Origin of the sequence: Vibrio sp. 10N.222.55.A1 (assembly GCF_041473835.1) — a bacterium.
In the GTDB taxonomy this organism is placed as follows: Bacteria; Pseudomonadota; Gammaproteobacteria; order Enterobacterales; family Vibrionaceae; genus Vibrio; species Vibrio crassostreae_C.
In genome coordinates, this window is record NZ_JBFRSX010000001.1 from 74,205 (window position 1) to 95,146 (window position 20,942).

The 20,942-nt window shown below is 45.5% G+C and carries 20 protein-coding genes and 1 pseudogene; 9 read left to right on the forward strand and 12 right to left on the reverse strand.

The window, feature by feature from the left end:
• Positions 1-79 precede the first annotated feature (79 nt).
• Positions 80-604, reverse strand: coding sequence for a hypothetical protein (locus AB4493_RS00345; protein ID WP_136973666.1), 525 nt, complete (start codon positions 602-604; stop codon positions 80-82).
• Positions 605-655: 51 nt separating this feature from the next.
• Positions 656-1,045 (reverse strand): VOC family protein, encoded by a 390-nt coding sequence (locus AB4493_RS00350; protein ID WP_017064032.1) that lies wholly within the window; start codon positions 1,043-1,045, stop codon positions 656-658.
• Between the two features lie 197 nt (positions 1,046-1,242).
• Between AB4493_RS00350 and AB4493_RS00355 the strand changes: the two genes are divergently transcribed.
• Positions 1,243-2,142: a DMT family transporter gene (locus AB4493_RS00355; protein WP_017059463.1), complete on the forward strand. Its 900-nt coding sequence runs from the start codon at positions 1,243-1,245 to the stop codon at positions 2,140-2,142.
• On the opposite strand, the gene AB4493_RS00360 is transcribed toward AB4493_RS00355, so the two are convergent.
• A complete protein-coding gene (locus AB4493_RS00360; protein ID WP_017059462.1) occupies positions 2,139-3,041 on the reverse strand; it encodes a LysR family transcriptional regulator in 903 nt (300 codons plus the stop codon). The genes AB4493_RS00355 and AB4493_RS00360 overlap by 4 nt on opposite strands.
• A 188-nt stretch (positions 3,042-3,229) precedes the next feature.
• On the opposite strand from AB4493_RS00360, the gene AB4493_RS00365 reads away from it, so the two are divergent.
• Positions 3,230-5,302 (forward strand): alkyl/aryl-sulfatase, encoded by a 2,073-nt coding sequence (locus AB4493_RS00365; RefSeq protein WP_372154352.1) that lies wholly within the window; start codon positions 3,230-3,232, stop codon positions 5,300-5,302.
• A gap of 198 nt (positions 5,303-5,500) precedes the next feature.
• Here AB4493_RS00365 and AB4493_RS00370 read toward each other — a convergent pair whose 3' ends face one another.
• Both AB4493_RS00370 and AB4493_RS00375 read right to left on the reverse strand, forming a co-directional pair.
• Positions 5,501-6,415, reverse strand: coding sequence for a LysR family transcriptional regulator (locus tag AB4493_RS00370; protein ID WP_102540351.1), 915 nt, complete (start codon positions 6,413-6,415; stop codon positions 5,501-5,503).
• Between the two features lie 9 nt (positions 6,416-6,424).
• Entirely contained in the window at positions 6,425-7,798 is a 1,374-nt protein-coding gene (locus AB4493_RS00375; protein WP_372123465.1) for an MATE family efflux transporter, read from the reverse strand.
• Between the two features lie 327 nt (positions 7,799-8,125).
• On the opposite strand from AB4493_RS00375, the gene AB4493_RS00380 reads away from it, so the two are divergent.
• The 3 genes from AB4493_RS00380 to AB4493_RS00390 all read left to right on the forward strand — a co-directional run bounded on the left by AB4493_RS00380 (position 8,126) and on the right by AB4493_RS00390 (position 11,096).
• The gene (locus AB4493_RS00380) at positions 8,126-8,971 is read left to right on the forward strand and encodes an enoyl-CoA hydratase/isomerase family protein (protein WP_048609935.1); all 846 of its coding nucleotides are present in this window, start codon (positions 8,126-8,128) and stop codon (positions 8,969-8,971) included.
• A 210-nt stretch (positions 8,972-9,181) separates the two neighbouring features.
• Positions 9,182-10,003, forward strand: coding sequence for an SDR family NAD(P)-dependent oxidoreductase (locus tag AB4493_RS00385; RefSeq protein ID WP_102320416.1), 822 nt, complete (start codon positions 9,182-9,184; stop codon positions 10,001-10,003).
• Positions 10,004-10,220: 217 nt separating this feature from the next.
• Positions 10,221-11,096, forward strand: coding sequence for a radical SAM protein (locus AB4493_RS00390; RefSeq protein WP_102320417.1), 876 nt, complete (start codon positions 10,221-10,223; stop codon positions 11,094-11,096).
• Positions 11,097-11,186: 90 nt separating this feature from the next.
• On the opposite strand, the gene AB4493_RS00395 is transcribed toward AB4493_RS00390, so the two are convergent.
• The 3 genes from AB4493_RS00395 to ascF form a co-directional block, all read right to left on the reverse strand.
• Positions 11,187-11,804: a bifunctional 4-hydroxy-2-oxoglutarate aldolase/2-dehydro-3-deoxy-phosphogluconate aldolase gene (locus AB4493_RS00395; protein ID WP_017059455.1), complete on the reverse strand. Its 618-nt coding sequence runs from the start codon at positions 11,802-11,804 to the stop codon at positions 11,187-11,189.
• Between the two features lie 31 nt (positions 11,805-11,835).
• Positions 11,836-13,266: a 6-phospho-beta-glucosidase gene (locus AB4493_RS00400; RefSeq protein WP_017067568.1), complete on the reverse strand. Its 1,431-nt coding sequence runs from the start codon at positions 13,264-13,266 to the stop codon at positions 11,836-11,838.
• A 71-nt stretch (positions 13,267-13,337) separates the two neighbouring features.
• Positions 13,338-14,816, reverse strand: a complete 1,479-nt coding sequence (gene ascF, locus AB4493_RS00405) for a PTS cellobiose/arbutin/salicin transporter subunit IIBC (RefSeq protein ID WP_017064040.1) — start codon at positions 14,814-14,816, stop codon at positions 13,338-13,340.
• A 242-nt stretch (positions 14,817-15,058) separates the two neighbouring features.
• Here ascF and AB4493_RS00410 point away from each other — a divergent pair, with 242 nt between their 5' ends.
• Both AB4493_RS00410 and edd read left to right on the forward strand, forming a co-directional pair.
• On the forward strand, positions 15,059-15,583 hold the full coding sequence (locus AB4493_RS00410; protein WP_017059452.1) for a gluconokinase: 525 nt from the start codon (positions 15,059-15,061) through the stop codon (positions 15,581-15,583).
• Complete coding sequence (gene edd, locus AB4493_RS00415; RefSeq protein ID WP_017059451.1) at positions 15,580-17,376, forward strand: phosphogluconate dehydratase; 1,797 nt, start codon at positions 15,580-15,582, stop codon at positions 17,374-17,376. Before AB4493_RS00410 ends, edd begins: the two co-directional genes overlap by 4 nt.
• A 73-nt stretch (positions 17,377-17,449) precedes the next feature.
• On the opposite strand, the gene AB4493_RS00420 is transcribed toward edd, so the two are convergent.
• Together AB4493_RS00420 and AB4493_RS00425 are read right to left on the reverse strand one after the other, a co-directional pair.
• Positions 17,450-18,457, reverse strand: a complete 1,008-nt coding sequence (locus tag AB4493_RS00420) for a LacI family DNA-binding transcriptional regulator (protein WP_017059450.1) — start codon at positions 18,455-18,457, stop codon at positions 17,450-17,452.
• 105 nt (positions 18,458-18,562) lie between these two features.
• Positions 18,563-19,264, reverse strand: a pseudogene (locus tag AB4493_RS00425) (biotin/lipoate A/B protein ligase family protein).
• 185 nt (positions 19,265-19,449) lie between these two features.
• On the opposite strand from AB4493_RS00425, the gene AB4493_RS00430 reads away from it, so the two are divergent.
• Positions 19,450-19,734 (forward strand): hypothetical protein, encoded by a 285-nt coding sequence (locus AB4493_RS00430; protein WP_017059448.1) that lies wholly within the window; start codon positions 19,450-19,452, stop codon positions 19,732-19,734.
• The gene (locus tag AB4493_RS00435) at positions 19,731-20,009 is read left to right on the forward strand and encodes a type II toxin-antitoxin system mRNA interferase toxin, RelE/StbE family (protein ID WP_017064043.1); all 279 of its coding nucleotides are present in this window, start codon (positions 19,731-19,733) and stop codon (positions 20,007-20,009) included. Before AB4493_RS00430 ends, AB4493_RS00435 begins: the two co-directional genes overlap by 4 nt.
• A gap of 153 nt (positions 20,010-20,162) precedes the next feature.
• Here the strand turns inward: AB4493_RS00435 and AB4493_RS00440 are convergent, their stop codons facing one another.
• Together AB4493_RS00440 and AB4493_RS00445 are read right to left on the reverse strand one after the other, a co-directional pair.
• On the reverse strand, positions 20,163-20,450 hold the full coding sequence (locus tag AB4493_RS00440; protein WP_017064044.1) for a type II toxin-antitoxin system RelE/ParE family toxin: 288 nt from the start codon (positions 20,448-20,450) through the stop codon (positions 20,163-20,165).
• Entirely contained in the window at positions 20,447-20,728 is a 282-nt protein-coding gene (locus AB4493_RS00445; protein ID WP_011080399.1) for a type II toxin-antitoxin system Phd/YefM family antitoxin, read from the reverse strand. Before AB4493_RS00445 ends, AB4493_RS00440 begins: the two co-directional genes overlap by 4 nt.
• Between the last annotated feature and the right edge of the window lie 214 nt (positions 20,729-20,942).

The window sequence follows — 20,942 nt, forward strand, 5'->3', positions numbered from 1 at the left end:
CAGGTTGAAACCGGTTTCAGCAATAGTTAAAAGATCTTTTTTGATCGAACTACAGACTAATCAACAGTCAGCATTACGATCAATGCTGCTCAAAATACTGATCATGCTGAGATTTGCCGGATAGGTCTTGAGTTCCCGGGTAGAACTGGACGAGTGTCTGATCGGCTAAAGTGAGGTGAATCCAACCCTCTTTGACTTTCAGCCAATTGGTACCGTTGGTCTCATAGACGGCAGGAAACTTGCCCCAGCCAGACTCTGATACCTGCAGCTCTTGAAATAGGTTAATCGGGGCTAGCTTATTGCTGTCGAAGTTTGCGTCGGCATAGACAGATAAAGGCTCGATGGCATCGTTTGGCTTAAACGTATAACAGCTCACAGAGGCTGAAGTGCGATCAAACCACTGGTAAGGTTGTGCACCGATTAAATCGTAGACCGTGCAATCATTGAATTGAATCGCCCACTCTTGGTGAGCTTTAAAACCGAGGTAACCTATGGGTTGTGATGGTTCAGGCTTTGAGTCCGCCTCCTGCTCATACACCGGTTCTGAGGTAGCACATCCCATAAGCCCAAGACTAAAAAGGAAAGTCACAGCAAGCTTCATCATTGTCATACCTCAGTTCCGTTAGTAGATGAGTAACTCAATTAAGTCTCTACATTAAACGGTAAGTTCCAAACGATTACCATCCGGATCGAGTACACAGCTCTCATAATAGCCATCGCCTGTTCTTCTTGGGCCATCTAAGCGCTCATAGCCGTCTTCGACCAAGTGTTGAGTCAGTTGATCGACCGCCTGTTCCGAACCTAATGATATCGCCATGTGAATGAAGCCTGTGAACTGGTCATAGATGTCGTCTTTCGATTCAGGGACAGAGTCCATTTCCATAATCTCTAGTCGACTTCCCGTATCAAACGAGAGGAAGTATGAAGAAAACCCTTTAGTTGGGTTGTGATATTTTGAGTTCAATGTCGCGCCGAAATAATCTTCATAAAATCGCTTCAGTACTTCGAGTTGTTTGGTCCAAATTGCGATGTGTTCAATCTTCATTTTGTTTGCCTAAGTTTGATGTCTAACGCTAGATTACTCATCAAATAAGGAACAATAAACAGAACGAAATTCATCGAAATTGTTCCTGATTAACGGGCTCGATTTTATGTCCATAACTGCACAGTATTGGCATCTATGTTTGTGTAATAGTTATCTTTCCTCCATAGTCAGGTTTTACACAATCTGAGATTCAAACTGTGAGCTTTTTAAAACTGATACTACTTGCGGCTATATGGGGAGGCTCGTTTCTTTTCATGAGAATGGCCGCCAATCCATTAGGGCCCGCAGTCTTAATTGAAGCGCGAGTTCTGTTTGCAGCACTTACTCTGCTTTTAGTTTCTTTCTATTTAAAAAAGAAGCTCTCTTTTCATGATCACGCAAAACACTTCTTCATTCTCGGCCTGTTTAACACCACACTTCCTTTTTTGCTTTTCGCTTATGCCGCGCAGACACTGAACGCCTCGACACTCGCCATCTTGAACTCTACCGCGCCAATATGGGCGGCAATCATTGGTGCAATATGGACCAAAACAGCACTCGAGGCGAAAGTTCTATTGGGACTTGGGATTGGGGTAACAGGAGTTGGCGTGTTAGTCGGTTGGGATGCGATGAACATTGGCCGTGAGGCTATGCTTCCTATCTTTGCAGCAGTGATGGCGGCCTTTAGCTACGGAATAGCGTCAAACTATACCAAACAAGCCCCTAAAGTTGAGGCATTCAACAATGCTCATGGCAGCATGTGGGCTGCGGTATTGCTGGTTTTGCCGTTTGTATTCTTTATTCCGATGAGAGAAACACCCGACGTTACGATCACTACATCGGTTGTCTTATTAGGCGCGGTATGTACTGGGTTAGCGTATCTACTTTACTTCAATCTCGTCTCTGAACTCGGCGCACCTTCAGCCCTGTCCGTGACCTTCATCATTCCGGTATTTGGTATTCTATGGGGTAACTTATTCTTAGATGAAGCAATTGGCATCAATACGATTGTTGGTTCAATTCTGGTTATCACCGGCACCATGTTGGTGACAGGAATGACGCCTTCTAAGATGATAGAGAGCGCCAAACAGAAACGAGCAGCAAGAGCGGCTCGTTAATCAGCCATATATTGCTGAATCTTGTTTCTCAGCCACTGATGAGCAGGGTTCAAATCGGTTCTTTTATGCCAAATCATGTATTGCTGCATAGGTAAGATTTCAAACGGCTGATCAAGGACTTGAAGCTGGAAGGATTCGGAAAATTGATTGGCAAAATCACGCGATGTACTGCCGACACAATCTGAGCCCGATACCAGCACACACATGGTCATCAGCGAGTCACACTCGGCACTCACTTTTCTCTGTTTCAGTGGCGACTTGGTAAAATAATCTGCCGTGTATAAACGGGTTCGACGCATTCTAAAAGTAACATGCTTTTCGTTGTAATATTGCTCTTGCGTCACAGAGCCATTGATTCTCGGATGCCCCTTTCGAGCTATCAGCACCAACTCATCTTCAATCATCGGCTGCTTCATGTAGCCGTTAACTTGCGGGTAATGGATATCAATCGCTAAATCAGCTTGTTGCATGCTCAAGCCTTGCAATAATTCTTCTTCGTTGTTCGGCACCATATTGAATTCAATCGAGATATTGCCCAACGTCTCATCTTGCTCGACGAGAGGTTGAAGCTTGGTTAATCCAATCTCATTCACCAGGATACGAAACACATGATGCTGCTGATTATCAAATGTCTTTAAAGTGCTTACTGCGCTGCTTATCCCTTCTAGAGCAGGCTCTACTCGGTCTGCCAATTGCACCGCAGCGTTAGTCGGAATAATCCCACGCCCTTCACGAATAAACAGGTCGGTATCAAGCTGAGATTGCAATCGCTTCAATGCCCCACTAACCCCAGGCTGAGTCATACCAAGCGATTCTGATGCAAGCGTGATCGACTTTAATCGATACACTTCTAAGAACACGCTCAATAGATTTAAATCCAACTTTTCCACGTCGCTCACCGTTACTCTCCCTGTCAATGTGGTCTTAATCAATCATAGGTCAGGATTCGTCTTCGTCGCCCAACCATTGCATGATTCAATACATAGCCAATCGTGATGTATTAAATAAAGCTTACTTTATTTTTTGCTATATGTCTTATTCCTATAATCGCCTCAACGAAACAAAATTCTGAAATGAAGAGGCTCTTATGACGACTTCACGCACGTTCAAAAATGCATCACTGTTCCTAGCTATCTCGCTCGTATTCCCTGCAGTTGCAGCTAACCATGACCACGCACACTTCAGCGAAATTGGCGACCAAGGTGGCAAAAGTGCAACCGAGATGACGACTAAGGCAAACCAAGAGTTCGCAAAAACACTTAACTTTGCCGACACTCGCGCTTTCGACAATAACAACAAGGGCCTTATTGCTAGCTTCGACCAAGAGACGGGCGACATCATTCGCAATAGCTTTAACTTTATCGACCCAAGTGTGACGAATGCAGACCAAGCACCAGATTCAGTAAACCCTTCACTGTGGCGCCAAGCGGTATTGAACCAAGCAGCAGAAGGCTTATATGAAGTTGTTCCGGGTAAAGTTTACCAAGTTCGAGGCGCGGATTTAGCGTCTATCTCTTTCATTCGTAGTGACAACGGTTGGATCGCTTATGACGTACTTCTTACCAAAGAAGCGGCCGCTAAATCTCTAAAATTCTTCAAAAACAATGTGCCTGATGGCGGCGAACTGCCAGTCGTAGCAATGATTTACTCTCACTCGCACGCTGATCACTTTGGTGGCGCAAGAGCAATCAAAGACGCATACCCAGATGTAAAAGTGTACGGTTCGAAAAACATTACTAAAGAGATCGTCGACGAAAACGTATTGGCGGGTAATGCAATGTCTCGTCGTACCGCTTATCAATATGGCGCAACGCTGAACCGACATGAACACGGTATTGTGGATGCAGCACTGTCGAAAGGTCTATCAACCGGTAGCATTACTTACGTACTGCCAGACTACGAGCTGAACCATAACGAAGAGATTGAAACTCTGGTTATCGACGGCCTAGAAATGCAATTCATGGATGCTTCAGGTACCGAAGCGGCATCTGAAATGGTGACGTACATTCCCAGCATGAAAGCACTTTGGACTGGCGAACTGACCTACCAAGGCATGCACAACCTGTACACGCTGCGTGGCGCTAAAGTACGTGACGGCTTGAAATGGTCTAAGAAAATCAACGAAATGTTGGTCACTTGGGGCGAAGAAACAGAAGTACTGTTTGCGTCTCACTCAGCCCCAATCTGGGGTGAACAAGAGATTTCTGATTACCTAAAAATGCAGCGTGACGCTTACGGTTTTACTCATAACCAAACGCTTCGTTTAGCCAATAACGGTGTGGTTCTACAAGACATCGGTGACGAGATTTACAAGGTAATGCCAGACAGCATTCAACAGTCTTGGCACACCAATGGTTACCACGGTACTTACTCTCACAACGCTCGTGCTGTGTACAACATGTACCTTGGTTACTTCGACATGAACCCGGCTAACCTTAATCCATTACCAATCGAGCCAGAATCGGTGAAGTTTGTTGAGTACATGGGCGGCAGCGACGCTGTGATTGAAAAAGCGCAGCAAGATTTCCAAGAAGGTGAATACCGCTTCGTTGCAACAGCACTGAATAAGGTGATTCAAGCTGAGCCTGAGAACAAAGTTGCACGTGGCTTATTGGCAGATACTTACGAGCAATTGGGTTATCAATCAGAAGGTGCAGGTTGGAGAAACATCTACCTAACGGGCGCTCAAGAGCTTCGTATTGGCACACAACCGGGCGCACCAAAAACTGCATCTCCGGATGTATTGGCTAACATGACCATTGAGAACTTGTTGGATTACTTAGCAGTTAAAGTGGATTCGCTAAAGGCACAAGAAACACCATTTACGTTGAATATTCAGCTGCCTGATGTGAAAGAGTTCTACTACGTTGAGATGTCTAACGGCAACCTGAACAACATCCAAGTATCAGAGCTGCAAGATGCGGATACAACACTGATCATCAATAAGTCTGACGTGTCTGATATCGTACTTAAGAAAACAAGCCTAGGAAAACTATTAGAAGACGGACAAGCAGGAGTGAAAGGTGACAAAACATCGCTTAACAAACTGCTGTCTTCACTGACAGAAGCTGACACCTCTTTTGAGATTGTTCCTCGTCCAAACAAAGGCGAAGAAGTTGATGTCGAGCTATACCAAGATTCAGCGGTACACGCGCATTAAACGTCCGAAACGCTAAATAGATAAAACAACAGCAGTAAGCTAGAAAAAACGTTCTATAAAGAACATAAAACAAGCCCCTACCTTTTGGTCGGGGCTTTCTTATTTGTTCTCAATAAGTGCTTCTTGAACGCTACTGCGTTTGCTCTCTTACTGAGGCTGAGAGCTTAATGAAACTGATAATTTGTTGAAGCTGATAGATTACTGAGTTTGCCCGTTTACTTCGCAATCCCAATAAGAAGGTGAACCATAATATTGAACAAAGTAGTCGATAAATACGCGAACCTTAGGCGCAAGCAACTGAGCACTCGGGTATACCGCCCAAATCGCAGCCTCATCTTTTAAAGGGTAATCCGGCAACACCTCGACCAGCGAACCTTCCGCGAGCTGCTTGTATGCTATCCAAGTCGCACACATGGCAATGCCCAGCCCATCGACACACACATCCCTTACCGCTTCACCGTGATCAACACGGATAGCACCTTTTTTCTTGATGGTGACATCGCCTTCTGGCGTATCGAACGTCCAACCTTCTAAGCCGGTTTGATTGATGCATTGATGTTGCTTGAGGTCTTCTGGTGTTCTCGGATGACCATGACCCGCCAAATATTCTGGCGATGCACACAAAATACGTTTATCAGTAGAGAGCTTACGAGCGATCAGGCTTGAGTTTTGTAGCTCCGCATTACGAATCGCCACATCAAAGCCACCATCGACCAGATCGACGATTGAATCACTGAGTGAAATGTCCACCGACAGATCTGGATACTTAGCCAAAAACCCTTTCAGAGCAGGCATAACATGCATGCGACCAAACGAAGAAGGTGCAGATATTCGCAACACCCCTTTTGGTAATTCATTACCGGTTCCGACAGAGGCCACACCCGCTTCGACACTCAAAAGGATTTGCTTGGCATGAGGAAGAAATGCCATGCCTTCTTCAGTCAGGGAGACCTTCCGCGTGGTGCGATGCACAAGACGAGCACCTAGGCTCTCTTCGAGCTTTCCGATATGAATACTGGCTACCGGAGGTGACAACCCAAGCTCTTGTCCTGCTTGACTTATATTGTGCGTAGACGCGAGTCGCACAAACAATTTTAGATGTTCAATGTTCATCAATAATGGCTAGCCTGCGCTGAGTACACGCTGCTTATTGGCCGCAGCGGCACGGGGAATAATGTGAGTTTTAATATAGGCATTAAGCTTAAACCATGCAAAAGCGCCTGCTAAAACATTGGCGACGGTCGCAGCAATAACCGCATTGATCATGTCTCCGGTTATAGAGCCGAGCCATAACGCTGGAATGTAGAAAACAAACAAGCGTAGGAAAGAGACATTCAAAGCTTTACGCGGCACACCCAAGGCATTAAACACCGACGCAACCAACATGCAAAGCCCAAGCGGCCCATAGCTGAACGGTATAAATAACAAGGTCACTTCAAACCAGCTGCGTATGCTTTGTTCTTCCGAGATCACAGGAATAATCCAGCCACTAAACAGCGCCAACAATGCTGCCATCGCAGTGTGGAAAACCAATAAGAACTTCGCAGTTGTATTCAATAGCTCAGGGATTTTGCATCGCTGCTGCGCCCCTAGGTAACGCCCAATCATAGGTGGTATGGACATCGTCAGAGCAAGAGAAAACACCAGCATAAAACTTTCAACACGAGCGAGTAAGCTCCAAAAAGCCATCTCATCAGTTCCGATTCTCGCAATCAAAAGCATTGAGAAGAATGCGCTGACCGCAGGTAATATCTGATTCGCAGTAGTTGGCATTACCGTCTTGAATAACTCAAAACTGTAGCCTTTGATTTGGGTGCTGCACGCGCCATTGAAGCCAAACCAACCTTTACCGCGAGACTTGATTAGCATGTAGATTGCGCCTAATGCGTAGCCAATGCTCGATGCGATCGCCGCCCCTGCAATGCCCATATCCAATCCAAAGATCAAAATAGGGTCGAGAATTAAGTTAATCACACTGGCAGCCAAGAACATGCTGCCGGTTGTTTTAGTATCGCCATTGGCACGATAAACGCAGGTGGCCAGATAAAGCACCGCCACCATCAATGCACTAAACAGCCACAGCGGCCAGTACACATTAAAAATCGACAGCATGGATTGGTATTGAGCTTCGGAGACATCATTCACAAACGACGCAAAAACAGTATCGCTAAAAACAATCAGCCCTATGCAGATCAAAGCAATCACCAAGACACCAAACCCGACCGACAACGTCGCAATTGAAGTAGATTTACGTTGCTCTTTTGCCCCTACCGCTTGAGAAATAATGGACGTTGCCGCGACACCGATGCCCACTTGAACACCGGTAAACGCCGCTTGGAATGGCAAGGTGATACCGTGAACCGCCAACTCATTCACCCCTAGCTGACCGATAAAGATCGAATCGACCAATTGCACCATCATGATCGCAAACACACCCAGCGTCAGTGGCAGTGTTTTCTCAATAATGGTTTTCAAAGTCGCGGATCTCATCTGCATAGGTCGGTTTACTCTTGTCTGTACTTTGGGGCTAATTACCTAGTTGAGCAGTATACGAAGCTAAATGAAAAGGATAAGAGCACCAAACAAGGAATGAGTTTTTAGATTTCGTTGACAATCGAATCAGCAAGATACCTTCAACGTTAAAATACACAACTAAGGCATTGAATAAATTGAAATTACAAAACTCGCCAACACTCTTAATAATTCGTTAATAGTGTTTCGTTTAATGGTTAATTGTTGGCTCGAACATTCCTCGCTAGCCTGAATTTAGGTCGCATTCACACTGAATAGGCTGAAATGAAATCTCTCAGAAGGAATATGGAAATGGCATATCAAGGTTATACAACGTTTAAAGCTCAAGCCGAGGATGGGATTCTTACCGTCACTTTTGACTTCGGTACTGTGAATGTTCAAGGGCAAGAGATGCTTGCCGACCTCAATGGTTTAGCAATGAGACTAGAGCGCGATCGTGACATCAAAGTCGTGGTATTTCAGTCAGCAAACCCTGAAGTTTGGGTCTGTCACTACGACACCAATCTATTAAAAGACATGTCGACAGAAGCCGTTTCTCGTGAAGAAGCGAAGTTGCTCGACCTACAAGTGGTGCTCGAAAGAATCAGCAAACTGCCACAGGCCACCATTGCCAAGCTTGAAGGCTTCGCTCGAGGTGGAGGCCACGAATTTGCACTGGCATGTGACATGCGATTCGCGGCTCGTGGTAAATACAAATTCATGCAAATGGAAGTTGGCATGGGCATTCTTCCTTGTGGTGGCGGCGCATCACGTATGGCACGCCAAGTCGGCTTAGGTCGCGCACTCGAAATCGTCTTGAGTGCACGAGACTTTGATGCTGACGAAGCCGAAGCATACGGCACCATCAACAAGGCACTAGAACCGGATGAAATTGGCGAATACGTCGATACTCTTGCCAAACGAATCGCTCAATTCCCTGCCGAATCGATCAATGCATGTAAGCAAGCGGTGTACGAATCTATCGATAAACCGATCGACGAAGCACTCAAAGCAGAGGCCTACTGGTTGTATCAAGCCACCAGCAAAACACCTGCGGTTAAGCGCTTCCAAATTGCCGATGAGCAAGGCCTAGAGCACGATATGGAAAACCAACGTAACTGGGAAACTCTGGTTATGAACGTTCAAGACATCAAATAACTCGGTCACTTCTCTTAATTTGGGTCAGCCACAAACTGACCCATAGTCTTACTTAATGGTTAAACGCCAACGGTTACCCACCAAGTGTTAAAATGGTCATTATTTGCCCCATAGACTCACATTTGAGTCTTCAGCTTGTGAGCCAAATGCAACTATGTGTCATTAATCTTTGTTATAAAGTTGTTCAAACTATTTTTTGAAGGACGGAATATGCAAAAAATAATTCTGATCACAGGTGCCACGGATGGCATTGGTTTAGAGACCGCAAAAGCACTAACGCAGCAAGGGCACCATGTTCTGATTCATGGCCGCAACCCAGCTAAGGTCAATAAAGTCGTGACCGCTCTGTCTCGCCTGTCTAAGAATGCAATCATCGAAAGCTACATCGCAGACCTATCGACGCTCTCTGAAGTTGAGGCGCTCGCAACCCAAATCAAAAGCGATCACAAACGACTCGATATACTCATTAACAACGCAGGTGTGTATAAAGTGTCGGACATCACCACTCCAGACAATCTTGATGTGCGTTTTGTCGTAAACACCATTGCGCCGTATCTACTGACACAAAAGCTGCTTCCTCTTTTTGATGCGACAGGTCGTATCGTCAACCTATCTTCAGCAGCCCAAGCACCCGTCGATTTAGATGCATTAATCAGTCCGAATGCGGGCGAACTTGATGGTCCGGTTTACGCGCAAAGTAAGCTGGCGCTAACGATGTGGTCCATCGAATTAGCCAATACTCTTTTAGACAAAGGCACCGCAATTATCCCTGTAAACCCAGCTTCTTTCCTTGGTAGTAAATTAGTGAAAGATGCTTATGGCGTTGATGGCAACGACCTTGCGATTGGAGCCGATATTCTTTGTCGTGCTGCGCTCAGTGATGAGTTTGCCAACGCTTCTGGTCAATATTTTGATAATGATTCTGGGTTGTTCAAAGACCCGCACGCCGACGCATTAGACAACACTAAGAACCACAAGCTGGTGACAGTGCTTAATCAATTACTCGAAGAAAAGCTGTGCGTTACGCACTGATCATTCATTAGTAAAAAACGACCACTAACACTCCCCCCCACCACCACACACACAATCCAAGCCGCAGTTCTATCTATACAGACAAAGAACTGCGCGCTCTTTCGATTATTAAGATTTCTTTAATACTGATTCCCCGCTTTGCCCAATTATCACCCAAGATGCAGATTGCTAAACTTGCCCCCGTCGAAACAACACAGGCTACGGCCGAGGAGCATTTATGCGTTTTGAAGGTAAAGTTTATCGTCCTTGGATGGAAGCAGAGAGCGTACTCATCCAGACAACATTGGGGTGCAGTAATAACCAGTGTACCTTCTGCACGATGTTTGATGATAAGCGTTTCAAAGTAAGAGACATCAAAGACATCTTTGAAGATATTGATGCGGCGAGAAAAATCTACCCGCATGTTGAATCTATCTTTTTGGTCGATGGTAACGTGATGGCGATTAGAACCGAGATGCTGATTTCGATTCTGGATTACATCAAGATCACCTTCCCAGAGAGCAAGAACATTTCTCTGTATTCGGGGTTCAATGACTTCCGTCGTAAGAGCTTGTCTGAATTAAAAGAGATTAAGTCGGCAGGTTTAAGCATGGCCTATTCTGGCTTGGAGTCCGGTGACCCAATTGTGCTTGAACGCATTCAAAAGCGCATGACGCGTGAGCATGCAATTGAAGGTATGAACCTAGCCCGTGAAGCAGACATCAAGGTGCTGGCTTCATTTATCTTTGGCCTTGGCGGCAAAGAGCGTTCTATAGAGCATGCGATTAATACCACCAGCTTGCTGAACATCATGCAGCCGGATGCGATTGCACCAATGGCTTTAGCCGTTCAACCGGGATCGGTATTGGAAAAAGAAGTAAACCGTGGCGAGTTTGTTTTACCAACGCCATTGCAGATTCTGGAAGAAGAAAAATACTTGCTCGAAAACCTAGAAGATTTCGATTGCTACTACTGGGGTGACCACGGCAATAACATCTCACCAATGCGTGGCATGTTGCCTCAGGCTCGTAAGCCGTTTCTTGATAAGATAAATCAAGACATCGCGCATAACCCAATCACTAAGCAAAACGTCATTAAAACCTTTGCTTGGTAACGAGTAACCTCTACATCGTTTGAAGCAGCCACAAAAAGGGCCAGTGTCAGCTGGCCCTTTCATTTTCTAGCTATGTATCTCTCTATCGAACTACCTGGAGCCGACCGCTCGGACTAATTCTGCGATTCCATCCCAATCACCCTTGTCCATTTTGTCGGTCGGTACCATCCAAGTACCGCCACAGGCAACGACTGATTTCAGTGCTAAGTAAGACTCAACGTTCGCTGGGCTTACACCGCCTGTCGGCATAAAGTTAACCGGGTAAACAGCCGTCAACGCTTTCAACATAGGAATACCGCCAGATGGCTCGGCAGGGAAGAACTTTAGTGTCTTAAGCCCCATTTCCATTGCTTGTTCAACCAAGCTTGGGTTATTCACTCCAGGAACGATCGTAACCCCTCTTTGCTGACAGTATTTGACTGTTGTTGGATTCAAACCTGGGCTGACAATGAAATCAACACCCGCATTAATGGCAGTATCCACCTGCTCTGTAGTCAGCACAGTACCTGCGCCAATCAGTAACTCAGGGTAGGCTTCACGCATCAAACGAATCGACTCTGCTGCCGCTTCTGTACGAAATGTCACTTCAGCACAAGGCAAACCATTCTCAACCAATACTTTCGCAAGCGGCACAGCCTGAGCAACGTCATTAATGGCGATCACCGGAACGATGCGAATATCTCTGAGTCGCTGTTCAATTGTTTTCATTGTTCATTTCTCTCATTATCAAACAGACAAATTAAGCCAAGTCGCTGCCGTTGCTTGCGATCACTTTTTTGTACCAGTGGAATGACTTTTTAGGAATACGATTTAACGTACCATTGCCTAGGTTGTCTCTGTCCACGTAGATAAACCCATAGCGCTTGCTCATCTCTCCGGTCGACGCCGCAACAAGATCGATACAACCCCAAGGTGTGTAACCCATCAATGGTACACCGTCTTCCATTGCTTCATGCATCGCAACAATGTGCTGACGAAGGTAATCAATGCGGTAATCATCGTTCACTTCTCCATTGTCATCCAAGGTATCACGAGCACCTAAGCCATTTTCTACCAAGAAAAGTGGTTTCTGGTAACGGTCATAGAGTGTGTTCATCGTAATTCGAAGACCTGTAGGGTCAATGACCCAGCCCCAATCACTTGCTGGAAGATGAGGGTTTTTGATGGACTTAACGACGTTCGCTGCACTCGTATTTCCTGCATTCATATCAGCGGAAGCACAGCGTGAAGCGTAATAACTGAAAGAAATGAAATCGACGGTGTTCTTTAGAATCTCGAAATCTTCATCTTGTGTTTCAAGCACCACACCTTTGTTATCAAACACTTTTTGAGCATAAGATGGGTAGTAACCACGCGATTGAACATCGATAAAGAACAGGTTCTCGCGGTCTTTTTCCATAGCCATCAGCACATCTTCTGGCTTACATGAATATGGATAGAAGTTACCGCCCGCCAGCATACAACCCACTTGGTTTTGCTCATCAACTTCATGGGCAATCTTGGTTACCAAAGCGCTTGCTACTAGCTCATGGTGAGCTGCTTGGTACTTCACTTGATCGTGATTTTCGCCTTCCTGAAACAACAATCCAGCACCAGAAAACGGGCTCGCTAGTAAAATATTGATTTCGTTGAAAGTTAACCAGTATTTCACCAAGCCTTTGTAGTTTTCGAAACAGGTTCTCGCGTAACGGCTAAAGAACTCAATCATCTTACGATTACGCCACGAACCATACTCGTTGACCAAGTGCATAGGCACATCGAAATGGCACAAGGTAACGAGCGGCTCAATACCGTATTTCTTACACTCTTCAAAAACATCACGGTAAAAATCTAAGCCAGCTTGGTTCGGCTCTAGCTCGTCACCTTTTGGAAAGATTCGGCTCCAAGCGATGGATACGCGGAAGACTTTAAATCCCATCTCTGCCAGCAAGGCGATGTCTTCTTTGTAACGGTGATAAAAGTCTATCGCGTTATGGCTTGGGTAGAACTCGTCTTCGCTGAGCGTCACCTTATCAACCTGACCAAGCTTAATTGGCATGCGGTTCTCACCATAAGGGATCATATCTACGGTTGTTAGGCCTTTACCACCCGCTAAGTGAGCGCCTTCAGACTGGTTTGCAGCAATAGCGCCGCCCCATAAGAAATCTTCGGGAAATTGAATGTTTGACATCGAATACCTCGGAAACAATAAAAGTCACCTTACGCTGAAGTAAGGTGACTGAATAAATTAATCAATTCTAATTAAGACGCGGACACTACTGTCGGCTTGTCTTCTGCCTTACCAGCTTCTTTGTTTGCTGACTCTGAAGTTGCTTTCTCATCGGCATCATCTTCTGGAACATCTTCAAAGCCTAAAACTAGGGTTAGAACAAATGACAGAACAATAGACAATGCGATCAGACCGAACACCCAAACGATACTCATTGGGTCATTCACATCGAAGAACTGAACACTCGTAAACAAGCTTGGTGCTGCCATCGAGTGACTCGCAAGGCCACCCATGCCCGCTAATGCACCTACGATAAAACCAGTAATCATTGTTGCGATAAGTGGACGTTTCAGACGAACAAGCACGCCGTACAATGCAGGCTCAGAGATACCGGCGAAGATAGCTGAAGCACCTGCGGCTAATGATGTCTGCTTTAGTGCGCTGTTTTTGGTTTTGTAAGCAACAGCCAGACACGCACCACCCATACCGAGGTTGGCACCGATTTCTGAAGGCATAACCATACCTTCACGACCCGTCTCAGCAATGGTTTGAATAATCGTTGGAGTAAATACACGGTGCATACCAGTAAGAACAAGTAGAGGCCACAGTGCGCCCATGATAGCAACCGACAACCAACCTAATGTGTCATGAATTGTGTAAACAAGCGCTGAAAGTGCAGTACCAACCCAAATACCAAATGGACCGATAAGTACGATAGCAACCGGAGCTGCAATCAATACGATAAGCATAGGTTTCAGGAAGTTTTTAGTCACAGCAGGGGTAATGCTATCTACCCAACGTTCTATGTAAGAAAGAGCCCAAGTCATCACAAGTACAGGAATAACCGTGTAGGTGTATTTCACTGACGTGATTGGGATACCGAAGAAATCAACGTGCTTGCCTTCTGCTGCTTGCGCCATCAATTCCATAAAGTTCGGGTGGATTAAGACACCGGCAATCGCAATGGAAAGAGACATATTGGTCTTGAATTTGATCGATGCGGAAGCGGCAACCATAACCGGTAGGAAGAAGAAGGCGCCATCGCCAATCGCTTTCAAGATAATCAAGGTAGGTGCATTTGGCTCAACCCAGCCCAGCATCTCAAGTACCATGGCGAGCAGTTTGACCATTGAAGCGCCAATGATTGCTGGGATAAGAGGCGACATGGTACCAACCAGTGCGTCCAACATTTTCGCACCAATTGACTTAGCCGTTAGCTTCTCTTTTTTAGCAGGAACCTCTGACTCAGATACAGTGGATAGCTCACAAAGCGCCATCACTTCTTTGTATGCATACGATACCTCGTTACCAATGATAACTTGTACTTTGTCTCCATTATCAACAACACCCATCACACCTTTCAGTGCTTTTAGCTTGTTAATATCGACGCCATCTTGGCTGTGTAAAACGAATCGTAGTCGAGTCATACAATGTGTTAGGGCAGCCACATTTGTCTTGCCCCCAAGATGCTCAACAACAGATTTCGCAATTGCGCGGTAATCGTTGGCCATTTTATCCCCCAAAGATCTCTTTCCAGTGATTTTTAAACGCGAATATAGTGAGATGTGACTAATTTTCCGTCAATAGGATGCAAAAACAATCACAATTGTTGTGAATTGTTGTTTTGTGTCCTTCATCACACTTCCTTAAGTTACCGGTAACATGTTACCGGTAACGCTTATAAGATAAAGCCATATTTACAAGCGATGTTCAAAATTGAGATCACGCGCAAATTTGTTAAGAGGATTGAGTTATGGCTGGTAGTAGTGTCATCGTCATGGGTGTCAGTGCTTGTGGGAAAAGCACGATAGGCGAGCAGTTGGCAAAAAAACTTGGGCGTAAGTTCATTGATGGTGACGACCTTCATCCTCGAGCAAACATTCAAAAAATGGCGTCAGGCCAACCTCTTAATGATGATGATCGCATTCCATGGCTGGAACGCGTTCGTGATGCAGCGTACAGCCTAGAAAGTAAAAATGAGCACGGCATTATTGTGTGTTCTGCGTTGAAGAAGAAGTACCGCGACCAAATTCGCGAAGGGAACAAAAACCTCACCTTTCTCTTTTTAGATGGCAACATTGACCTGATCTTGCATCGAATGCGTCAGCGCCAAGGCCACTTCATGAAAGAGAACATGATTAAAAGCCAGTTCGAAACATTAGAAAGACCCGATCACGAGCCAGATACGGTTGTCATCAGCATTGATGGCGATATTGATGACGTTGTGGACTGTGCTGCGATTGTGCTTTCAATGACTGATGAGGCAGAAACAGCATGACCCTTCCAACCATCCAAGCGGTGACTCAACGATTAATTGAACGAAGCAAAGAGACTCATGAAGCGTTTCTAAACCGAACCCAACACCAAGCCTCTGCTGGCAAAGGTGGTAAAGGGCTTTCTTGCGGCAACTTGGCTCATGCTGTCGCAGCTTCTTGCTCCGATGAGAAACGCTCGATTCTTGATCTCACTAAATCCAATGTGGCGTTAATCAGCTCTTACAACGATATGTTAAGCGCTCACCAGCCGTATCAACACTATCCAGATCAGATCAAAAAGGCGTTAGCTAAGTTCGGCCACACCTCTCAAGTAGCAGGCTGTGTTCCTGCGATGTGCGACGGGGTAACTCAAGGGCAACCAGGCATGGATATGTCTTTGTTTTCAAGGGACTTGATTGCTCAATCGACCGCTCTTTCACTGAGTCACAACGTGTTTGATTCAACCCTATTACTTGGTATTTGCGACAAGATAGCTCCAGGACAACTGATGGGCGCGCTCTCTTTTGCACATCTACCCACCGCTTTTGTTCCGGCGGGCTTGATGGCAACGGGCATCAGCAATGATGAGAAAGTACATATTCGCCAAGAATACGCGGCTGGTAAGGTAGGAAAAAGTGCCTTACTGGATATGGAGTGCAACGCTTATCACTCAGCGGGCACCTGCACTTTTTACGGCACAGCCAATACCAATCAGCTGGTATTTGAAGCGATGGGGCTGATGCTTCCGGGCTCAGCGTTTATTCATCCTGACTCTAAATTGCGCGCATCACTCACTCAGCATGCCGCCATTGAAATTGCTTCAATGACACCACAAGCCGCAAACTTCCGCCCGCTTTCTGAAGTCTTTACCGCTAAAAGCTTAATCAATGGCATTGTTGCCCTACTCGCATCAGGTGGCAGCACTAACCACAGCATTCACATGGTCGCAGTAGCACGCGCAGCAGGATTTATTCTGACTTGGCAAGACATCAGCGATCTATCCGATGTGGTGCCTTTACTTGCTCGAGTTTATCCCAACGGCCCAGCAGATATGAATGCGTTCCAAGCGGCAGGAGGAGTTCCCGCGCTGTTACGCCGTTTAGATCAAGCCAACTTACTGCACCGAGATGTCACACCTACCTTTGGCTCGTTTGAAGATCAAATGAGTATTCCAGAACTTGAAAATGGAAAGCTAACGTGGAAAAAGTGCAAACAGTCGGCAGATGCAGAGGTAATTGCAGGCCAAGAACAGGTATTCCAAAGCACAGGCGGAACGCGAGTCCTTTCAGGGAACCTTGGCAACGCAGTGATTAAAGTGTCAGCGGTTGCAGAAGAGCAACGCGTTATCGAAGCACCTGCGGTAGTTTTTGATTGCCAACATAAGGTAGAAGCTGCGTATCAACGAGGTGAGCTCAACAAAGATTGCATTGTTGTGGTGATAAATAATGGACCAGCTGCGAACGGTATGCCTGAACTGCATAAGCTCATGCCGATTCTAGGTAATGTTCAGAAACAAGGGTTTAAAGTGGCTCTGGTTACTGATGGGCGCCTTTCTGGAGCCTCAGGAAAGATCCCATCCGCGATTCATGTCTCACCAGAGGCCATTCGAGGAGGAACTATTGGGCTTGTTTGCGAAGGCGATATCCTGCGCTTAGATTGCGCGAGTGGCGAACTCAATAACCTCAACGACATGCAATCTCGCCAAGCGAAGGTATTTGAGGCAGACGCTAACCAGCAAACCATGGGGCGCAACCTATTTAGCGTGATGCGCCAAAGCGTTTCGAGTGCAGAACAAGGGGCGAGTTTTATCGTCTAGCTGTGTCATCGCTTAAATGTAAAAGCAAAAGGGGCATCATTTCGATGCCCCTTTCAGTTTCCACGATACTTGGTTAAACGCTTTCGCCATCCGTGATGCGATAGCCCATATCCACTACCGTTTCCGTAACTGGCTCACCTTTCAATCGGGCAAGCAGTAGCTCGGCACTTTTCTTACCTATTTCATAACGTGGCGTATCCACGCTAGTCAGTTTTGGGCGTATGGTTTGACCGATATCTAACGCGTTATAGCCCACCACAGATAACTGTTGCGGCACTTGGATTCCACGTTGCTGGGCAATGAGCAAGGTACCTATCGCGATGTCATCATTGGTGCAGAACACGCCATCTAGATCTGGGTAATCCGCAAGAGCGCGATCAAGCAGATCTTCAGCCAAAGAGAAGTTAGAGTGCTGTTCAGTCAACACGTGTTTAGGCTCTAATCCAGCCTCATACATCGCTTTGTCATAGCCTTGCAAACGCAACTTGGTTCGCGCATCCAATCGAGCGCCAAAGTAAGCAATAGAGCGTTTACCAGCTTCAATCATTCGCTTCACGACATGGTAAGAAGCATCAATATGGTCCAAGCCAACAACCATATCGATCGGATTGGTTGGGAGTTCCATCGTTTCAACAACAGAAACACCTGAATTCTTGATCATCTGTAACGTGCGGGGGGTGTGGTGGCTTTCCGTCAATATCAACCCATCAACTTGATACGAAAGCAGCGAAGCAATCTTTTCCTCTTCTTCCACAGCATCATAGCTAAAGTGAGCAAGCAACGTCTCGTAGCCATTCTCTTTAGTAACCGTTTCGATACCTTGAACAAACGCGGCAAAGATTTGGTTTGATAACGAAGGGAGCAAGATACCGATCGCTTTACTCGACGATTTAGAGAGCATAGCTGGCGCTTTGTTTTCGATGTATCCCATCTCTTCAATAACCGCTGCAATTTTAACGCGAGTTTTGGCTGCGACTGAATCGGGATTGCGCATGTAACGAGAGACGGTCATCTTTGTGACCCCCACTTTGTCTGCAACATCTTGAAGTGTGGTTCGAGTTTTCTTCTGCTGTTCTGTCATAACTATTTGAACTCTTTATTATGTTACAAGTAACATTATAAAGTTCTCACCGCCTTAAGTTCAACCCATCCGACAAATTAGCATGGCGTTAACGAAAGGTTGGTATCACGCATGCTTGATGAAAGCTTGGCTTAACTGCTGAAAGAGTGAGTCTACGTTGGGTAGAGTTGTCAGATGTGCGGACAACGGAGTATGAACTTGCGCGTCCACCACGGTTGGATTGCCACAAACTTGATTATAAAAATTTACGGGTGCAACGATGTTCTCTAAGTCGACATCCAACAAGATACAGGCTTGCGAAAGTACAATTTGGCCGCCCCCTTGTTTAAGCAAAACACGCTGCGCAGTACCCACTATTTTTTGTTTGTTGATATTGAGATTGTAATCACCATCGCAATAAGAACCGGGAGTCGCGTGTACATCCACATCGATACCCAGTTCTTTAAAAAACAGGGTTAAGATATTGCACAGATGTAGATACGCTTTGTGGATGTTGTAGGCTTCATCACGAGGCCAATGTTAAATGTGCGATAAGTTAATGATCCCCGGCAGTTGGGGAACGGGAGCGCCGCCTGTTTTACGTGAGGTGAGTTGCCAACCTTGTGCCGCGAGTTGTTTTCTAGACTCTACGGTCACAGGCCACTTTTTACCTGCGGGCAAAACGAGTGTCGGCGTTTTTGCTTGCCACAGCATTAAGGCTTGTCCAATCTCACCCGCCTGAATTTGCTGCAATAATTCAGCTTCTTTTTCAAACGCACGATCAACATCAATGTGCGGGTAACGTACGAGTTTATTGGTTAACTTCAATGCACTTTCCTCTACAGATTGTGGTGACCTATCATTTAACGTTCTGCAATGGTTGATGAGAAATGAGACTATGTGCAATGAAACATAGCACCAAAAGTTAGTTATTGGCGCCATAGTAGCTTGTCAGTTGCCCATCTCAAAGGTGAGTGCTAACATTTGTACACACACCAATAAAGGAATACATCATGGACACTAGAATTCAATTTCGTGTTGATGAAGAAACAAAACGCCTAGCTCAACAGATGGCTGAGAGCCAAGGTCGCACACTGAGTGGTGCTTGCCGTGAGCTTACTGAGCAACTCGCTGAGCAACAAAGACAAACATTATCTCACGATGCATGGCTAACTGAACAAGTAAACCTAGCATTTGAGAAGTTTGACTCAGGAGAATCCGTTTTCGTTGAACACCAAACTGCTAAATCTCGAATGGAAGAACGCAAAGCCAGAATACGTAATCGAGGTAAGCAATGATTTTATGGGAAGAAGAATCACTCAATGATCGTGAAAGGATCTTTGAGTTTATCTATGACTTCAACCCTGATGCGGCAGAAAACGCTGACAACCTCATTGAAACAAAAGTAGAAAACTTGCTTGAGCAGCCTCTAATGGGTGTACAGAGAGACGGCATTCGTGGGCAATTACTTATAATTCCTGAGATTTCAATGATCGTCTCCTATTGGATCGAAGGCGACATTATCCGAATTATGCGCGTACTCCACCAGAAACAAAAGTTCCCAATGGATTGATTACTTCCTCTGGGCAACTAACTAGCCCAATTAAGGGGTGAACAACGCCTCCACCCAACCTAAAGCATTGTGCCATAAACACTAAATTTGAAGTAGAAGCAAAAATGCCAAGCGTTGGGAATCCCTCTTAAATTGATTGTTATAACACAATTGCTACACGTCACTTTCCGTTAGTATCTGACGACAATTTCGTACTGTAAGGACGCGAATTTCATGGCTGAGGCTATATATGATTCGATAGTGACCAAACAAAATTTCGCGGTAATTGGTATGAGGCAGCTCAGGAACCATTCGCCCCATGTCAGGCATACTTGAGAGTAAATCAGTTTTATCAAAAACCTCATTAACCCAGTTTTCTGCCGCCACTGGATTATCCAGTGAAATAAACTCGGCTGCATCACCTAACTTTTGTAATGCTAGTGGTGACCAGACTACTTTCATTTCTTAATGCGCCCCAATACTTGAGCACGAGCGTCTTCATTGGAAACACCTAAACCTGAAGCTAATTGTGCTTCAGCAGTACGCATTTCTTCCAGTAACTCGATCTTCTCTTGCATTGCTTCATATTCTGCAACATCAAGGACAACCGCAACACCCTTACCACGTTGTGTGATAACTAGTGGTCTGCGAGTTTCGTTAATCTGTTTAATAAATGACGTCACGCCAGCACGAAATTCAGACAAAGGCTGAATATCTTGATCAAAATGGATGCGGCTCATGTTGAACTCCCTATGGTACAATTTAATGTACAAATAATAGTTCAAATAGCAATTTTGAGCAATAGCCTGATTTTGTGTTATAGCCGCATTAAGGTGTGAACAACGCTACCACCCAAACTAAACCATTGTGCCGTAAACACGAAACCCAACGATGGAATGAAAAATGCCAAGCGTTGGGAATCACTCTTAAATGCTTTGTATGGATAATAAGCAC

Bases quoted from the DNA above. Each gene is read 5' to 3' on its own strand.
- AB4493_RS00345 (WP_136973666.1), bottom strand. From the start codon at position 604: ATGATGAAGCTTGCTGTGACTTTCCTTTTTAGTCTTGGGCTTATGGGA.
- AB4493_RS00350 (WP_017064032.1), bottom strand. From the start codon at position 1,045: ATGAAGATTGAACACATCGCAATTTGGACCAAACAACTCGAAGTACTG.
- AB4493_RS00365 (WP_372154352.1), top strand. From the start codon at position 3,230: ATGACGACTTCACGCACGTTCAAAAATGCATCACTGTTCCTAGCTATC.
- AB4493_RS00370 (WP_102540351.1), bottom strand. From the start codon at position 6,415: ATGAACATTGAACATCTAAAATTGTTTGTGCGACTCGCGTCTACGCAC.
- AB4493_RS00375 (WP_372123465.1), bottom strand. From the start codon at position 7,798: ATGCAGATGAGATCCGCGACTTTGAAAACCATTATTGAGAAAACACTG.
- AB4493_RS00380 (WP_048609935.1), top strand. From the start codon at position 8,126: ATGGCATATCAAGGTTATACAACGTTTAAAGCTCAAGCCGAGGATGGG.
- AB4493_RS00385 (WP_102320416.1), top strand. From the start codon at position 9,182: ATGCAAAAAATAATTCTGATCACAGGTGCCACGGATGGCATTGGTTTA.
- AB4493_RS00390 (WP_102320417.1), top strand. From the start codon at position 10,221: ATGCGTTTTGAAGGTAAAGTTTATCGTCCTTGGATGGAAGCAGAGAGC.
- AB4493_RS00395 (WP_017059455.1), bottom strand. From the start codon at position 11,804: ATGAAAACAATTGAACAGCGACTCAGAGATATTCGCATCGTTCCGGTG.
- AB4493_RS00400 (WP_017067568.1), bottom strand. From the start codon at position 13,266: ATGTCAAACATTCAATTTCCCGAAGATTTCTTATGGGGCGGCGCTATT.
- ascF (WP_017064040.1), bottom strand. From the start codon at position 14,816: ATGGCCAACGATTACCGCGCAATTGCGAAATCTGTTGTTGAGCATCTT.
- AB4493_RS00410 (WP_017059452.1), top strand. From the start codon at position 15,059: ATGGCTGGTAGTAGTGTCATCGTCATGGGTGTCAGTGCTTGTGGGAAA.
- edd (WP_017059451.1), top strand. From the start codon at position 15,580: ATGACCCTTCCAACCATCCAAGCGGTGACTCAACGATTAATTGAACGA.
- AB4493_RS00420 (WP_017059450.1), bottom strand. From the start codon at position 18,457: ATGACAGAACAGCAGAAGAAAACTCGAACCACACTTCAAGATGTTGCA.
- AB4493_RS00430 (WP_017059448.1), top strand. From the start codon at position 19,450: ATGGACACTAGAATTCAATTTCGTGTTGATGAAGAAACAAAACGCCTA.
- AB4493_RS00435 (WP_017064043.1), top strand. From the start codon at position 19,731: ATGATTTTATGGGAAGAAGAATCACTCAATGATCGTGAAAGGATCTTT.
- AB4493_RS00440 (WP_017064044.1), bottom strand. From the start codon at position 20,450: ATGAAAGTAGTCTGGTCACCACTAGCATTACAAAAGTTAGGTGATGCA.
- AB4493_RS00445 (WP_011080399.1), bottom strand. From the start codon at position 20,728: ATGAGCCGCATCCATTTTGATCAAGATATTCAGCCTTTGTCTGAATTT.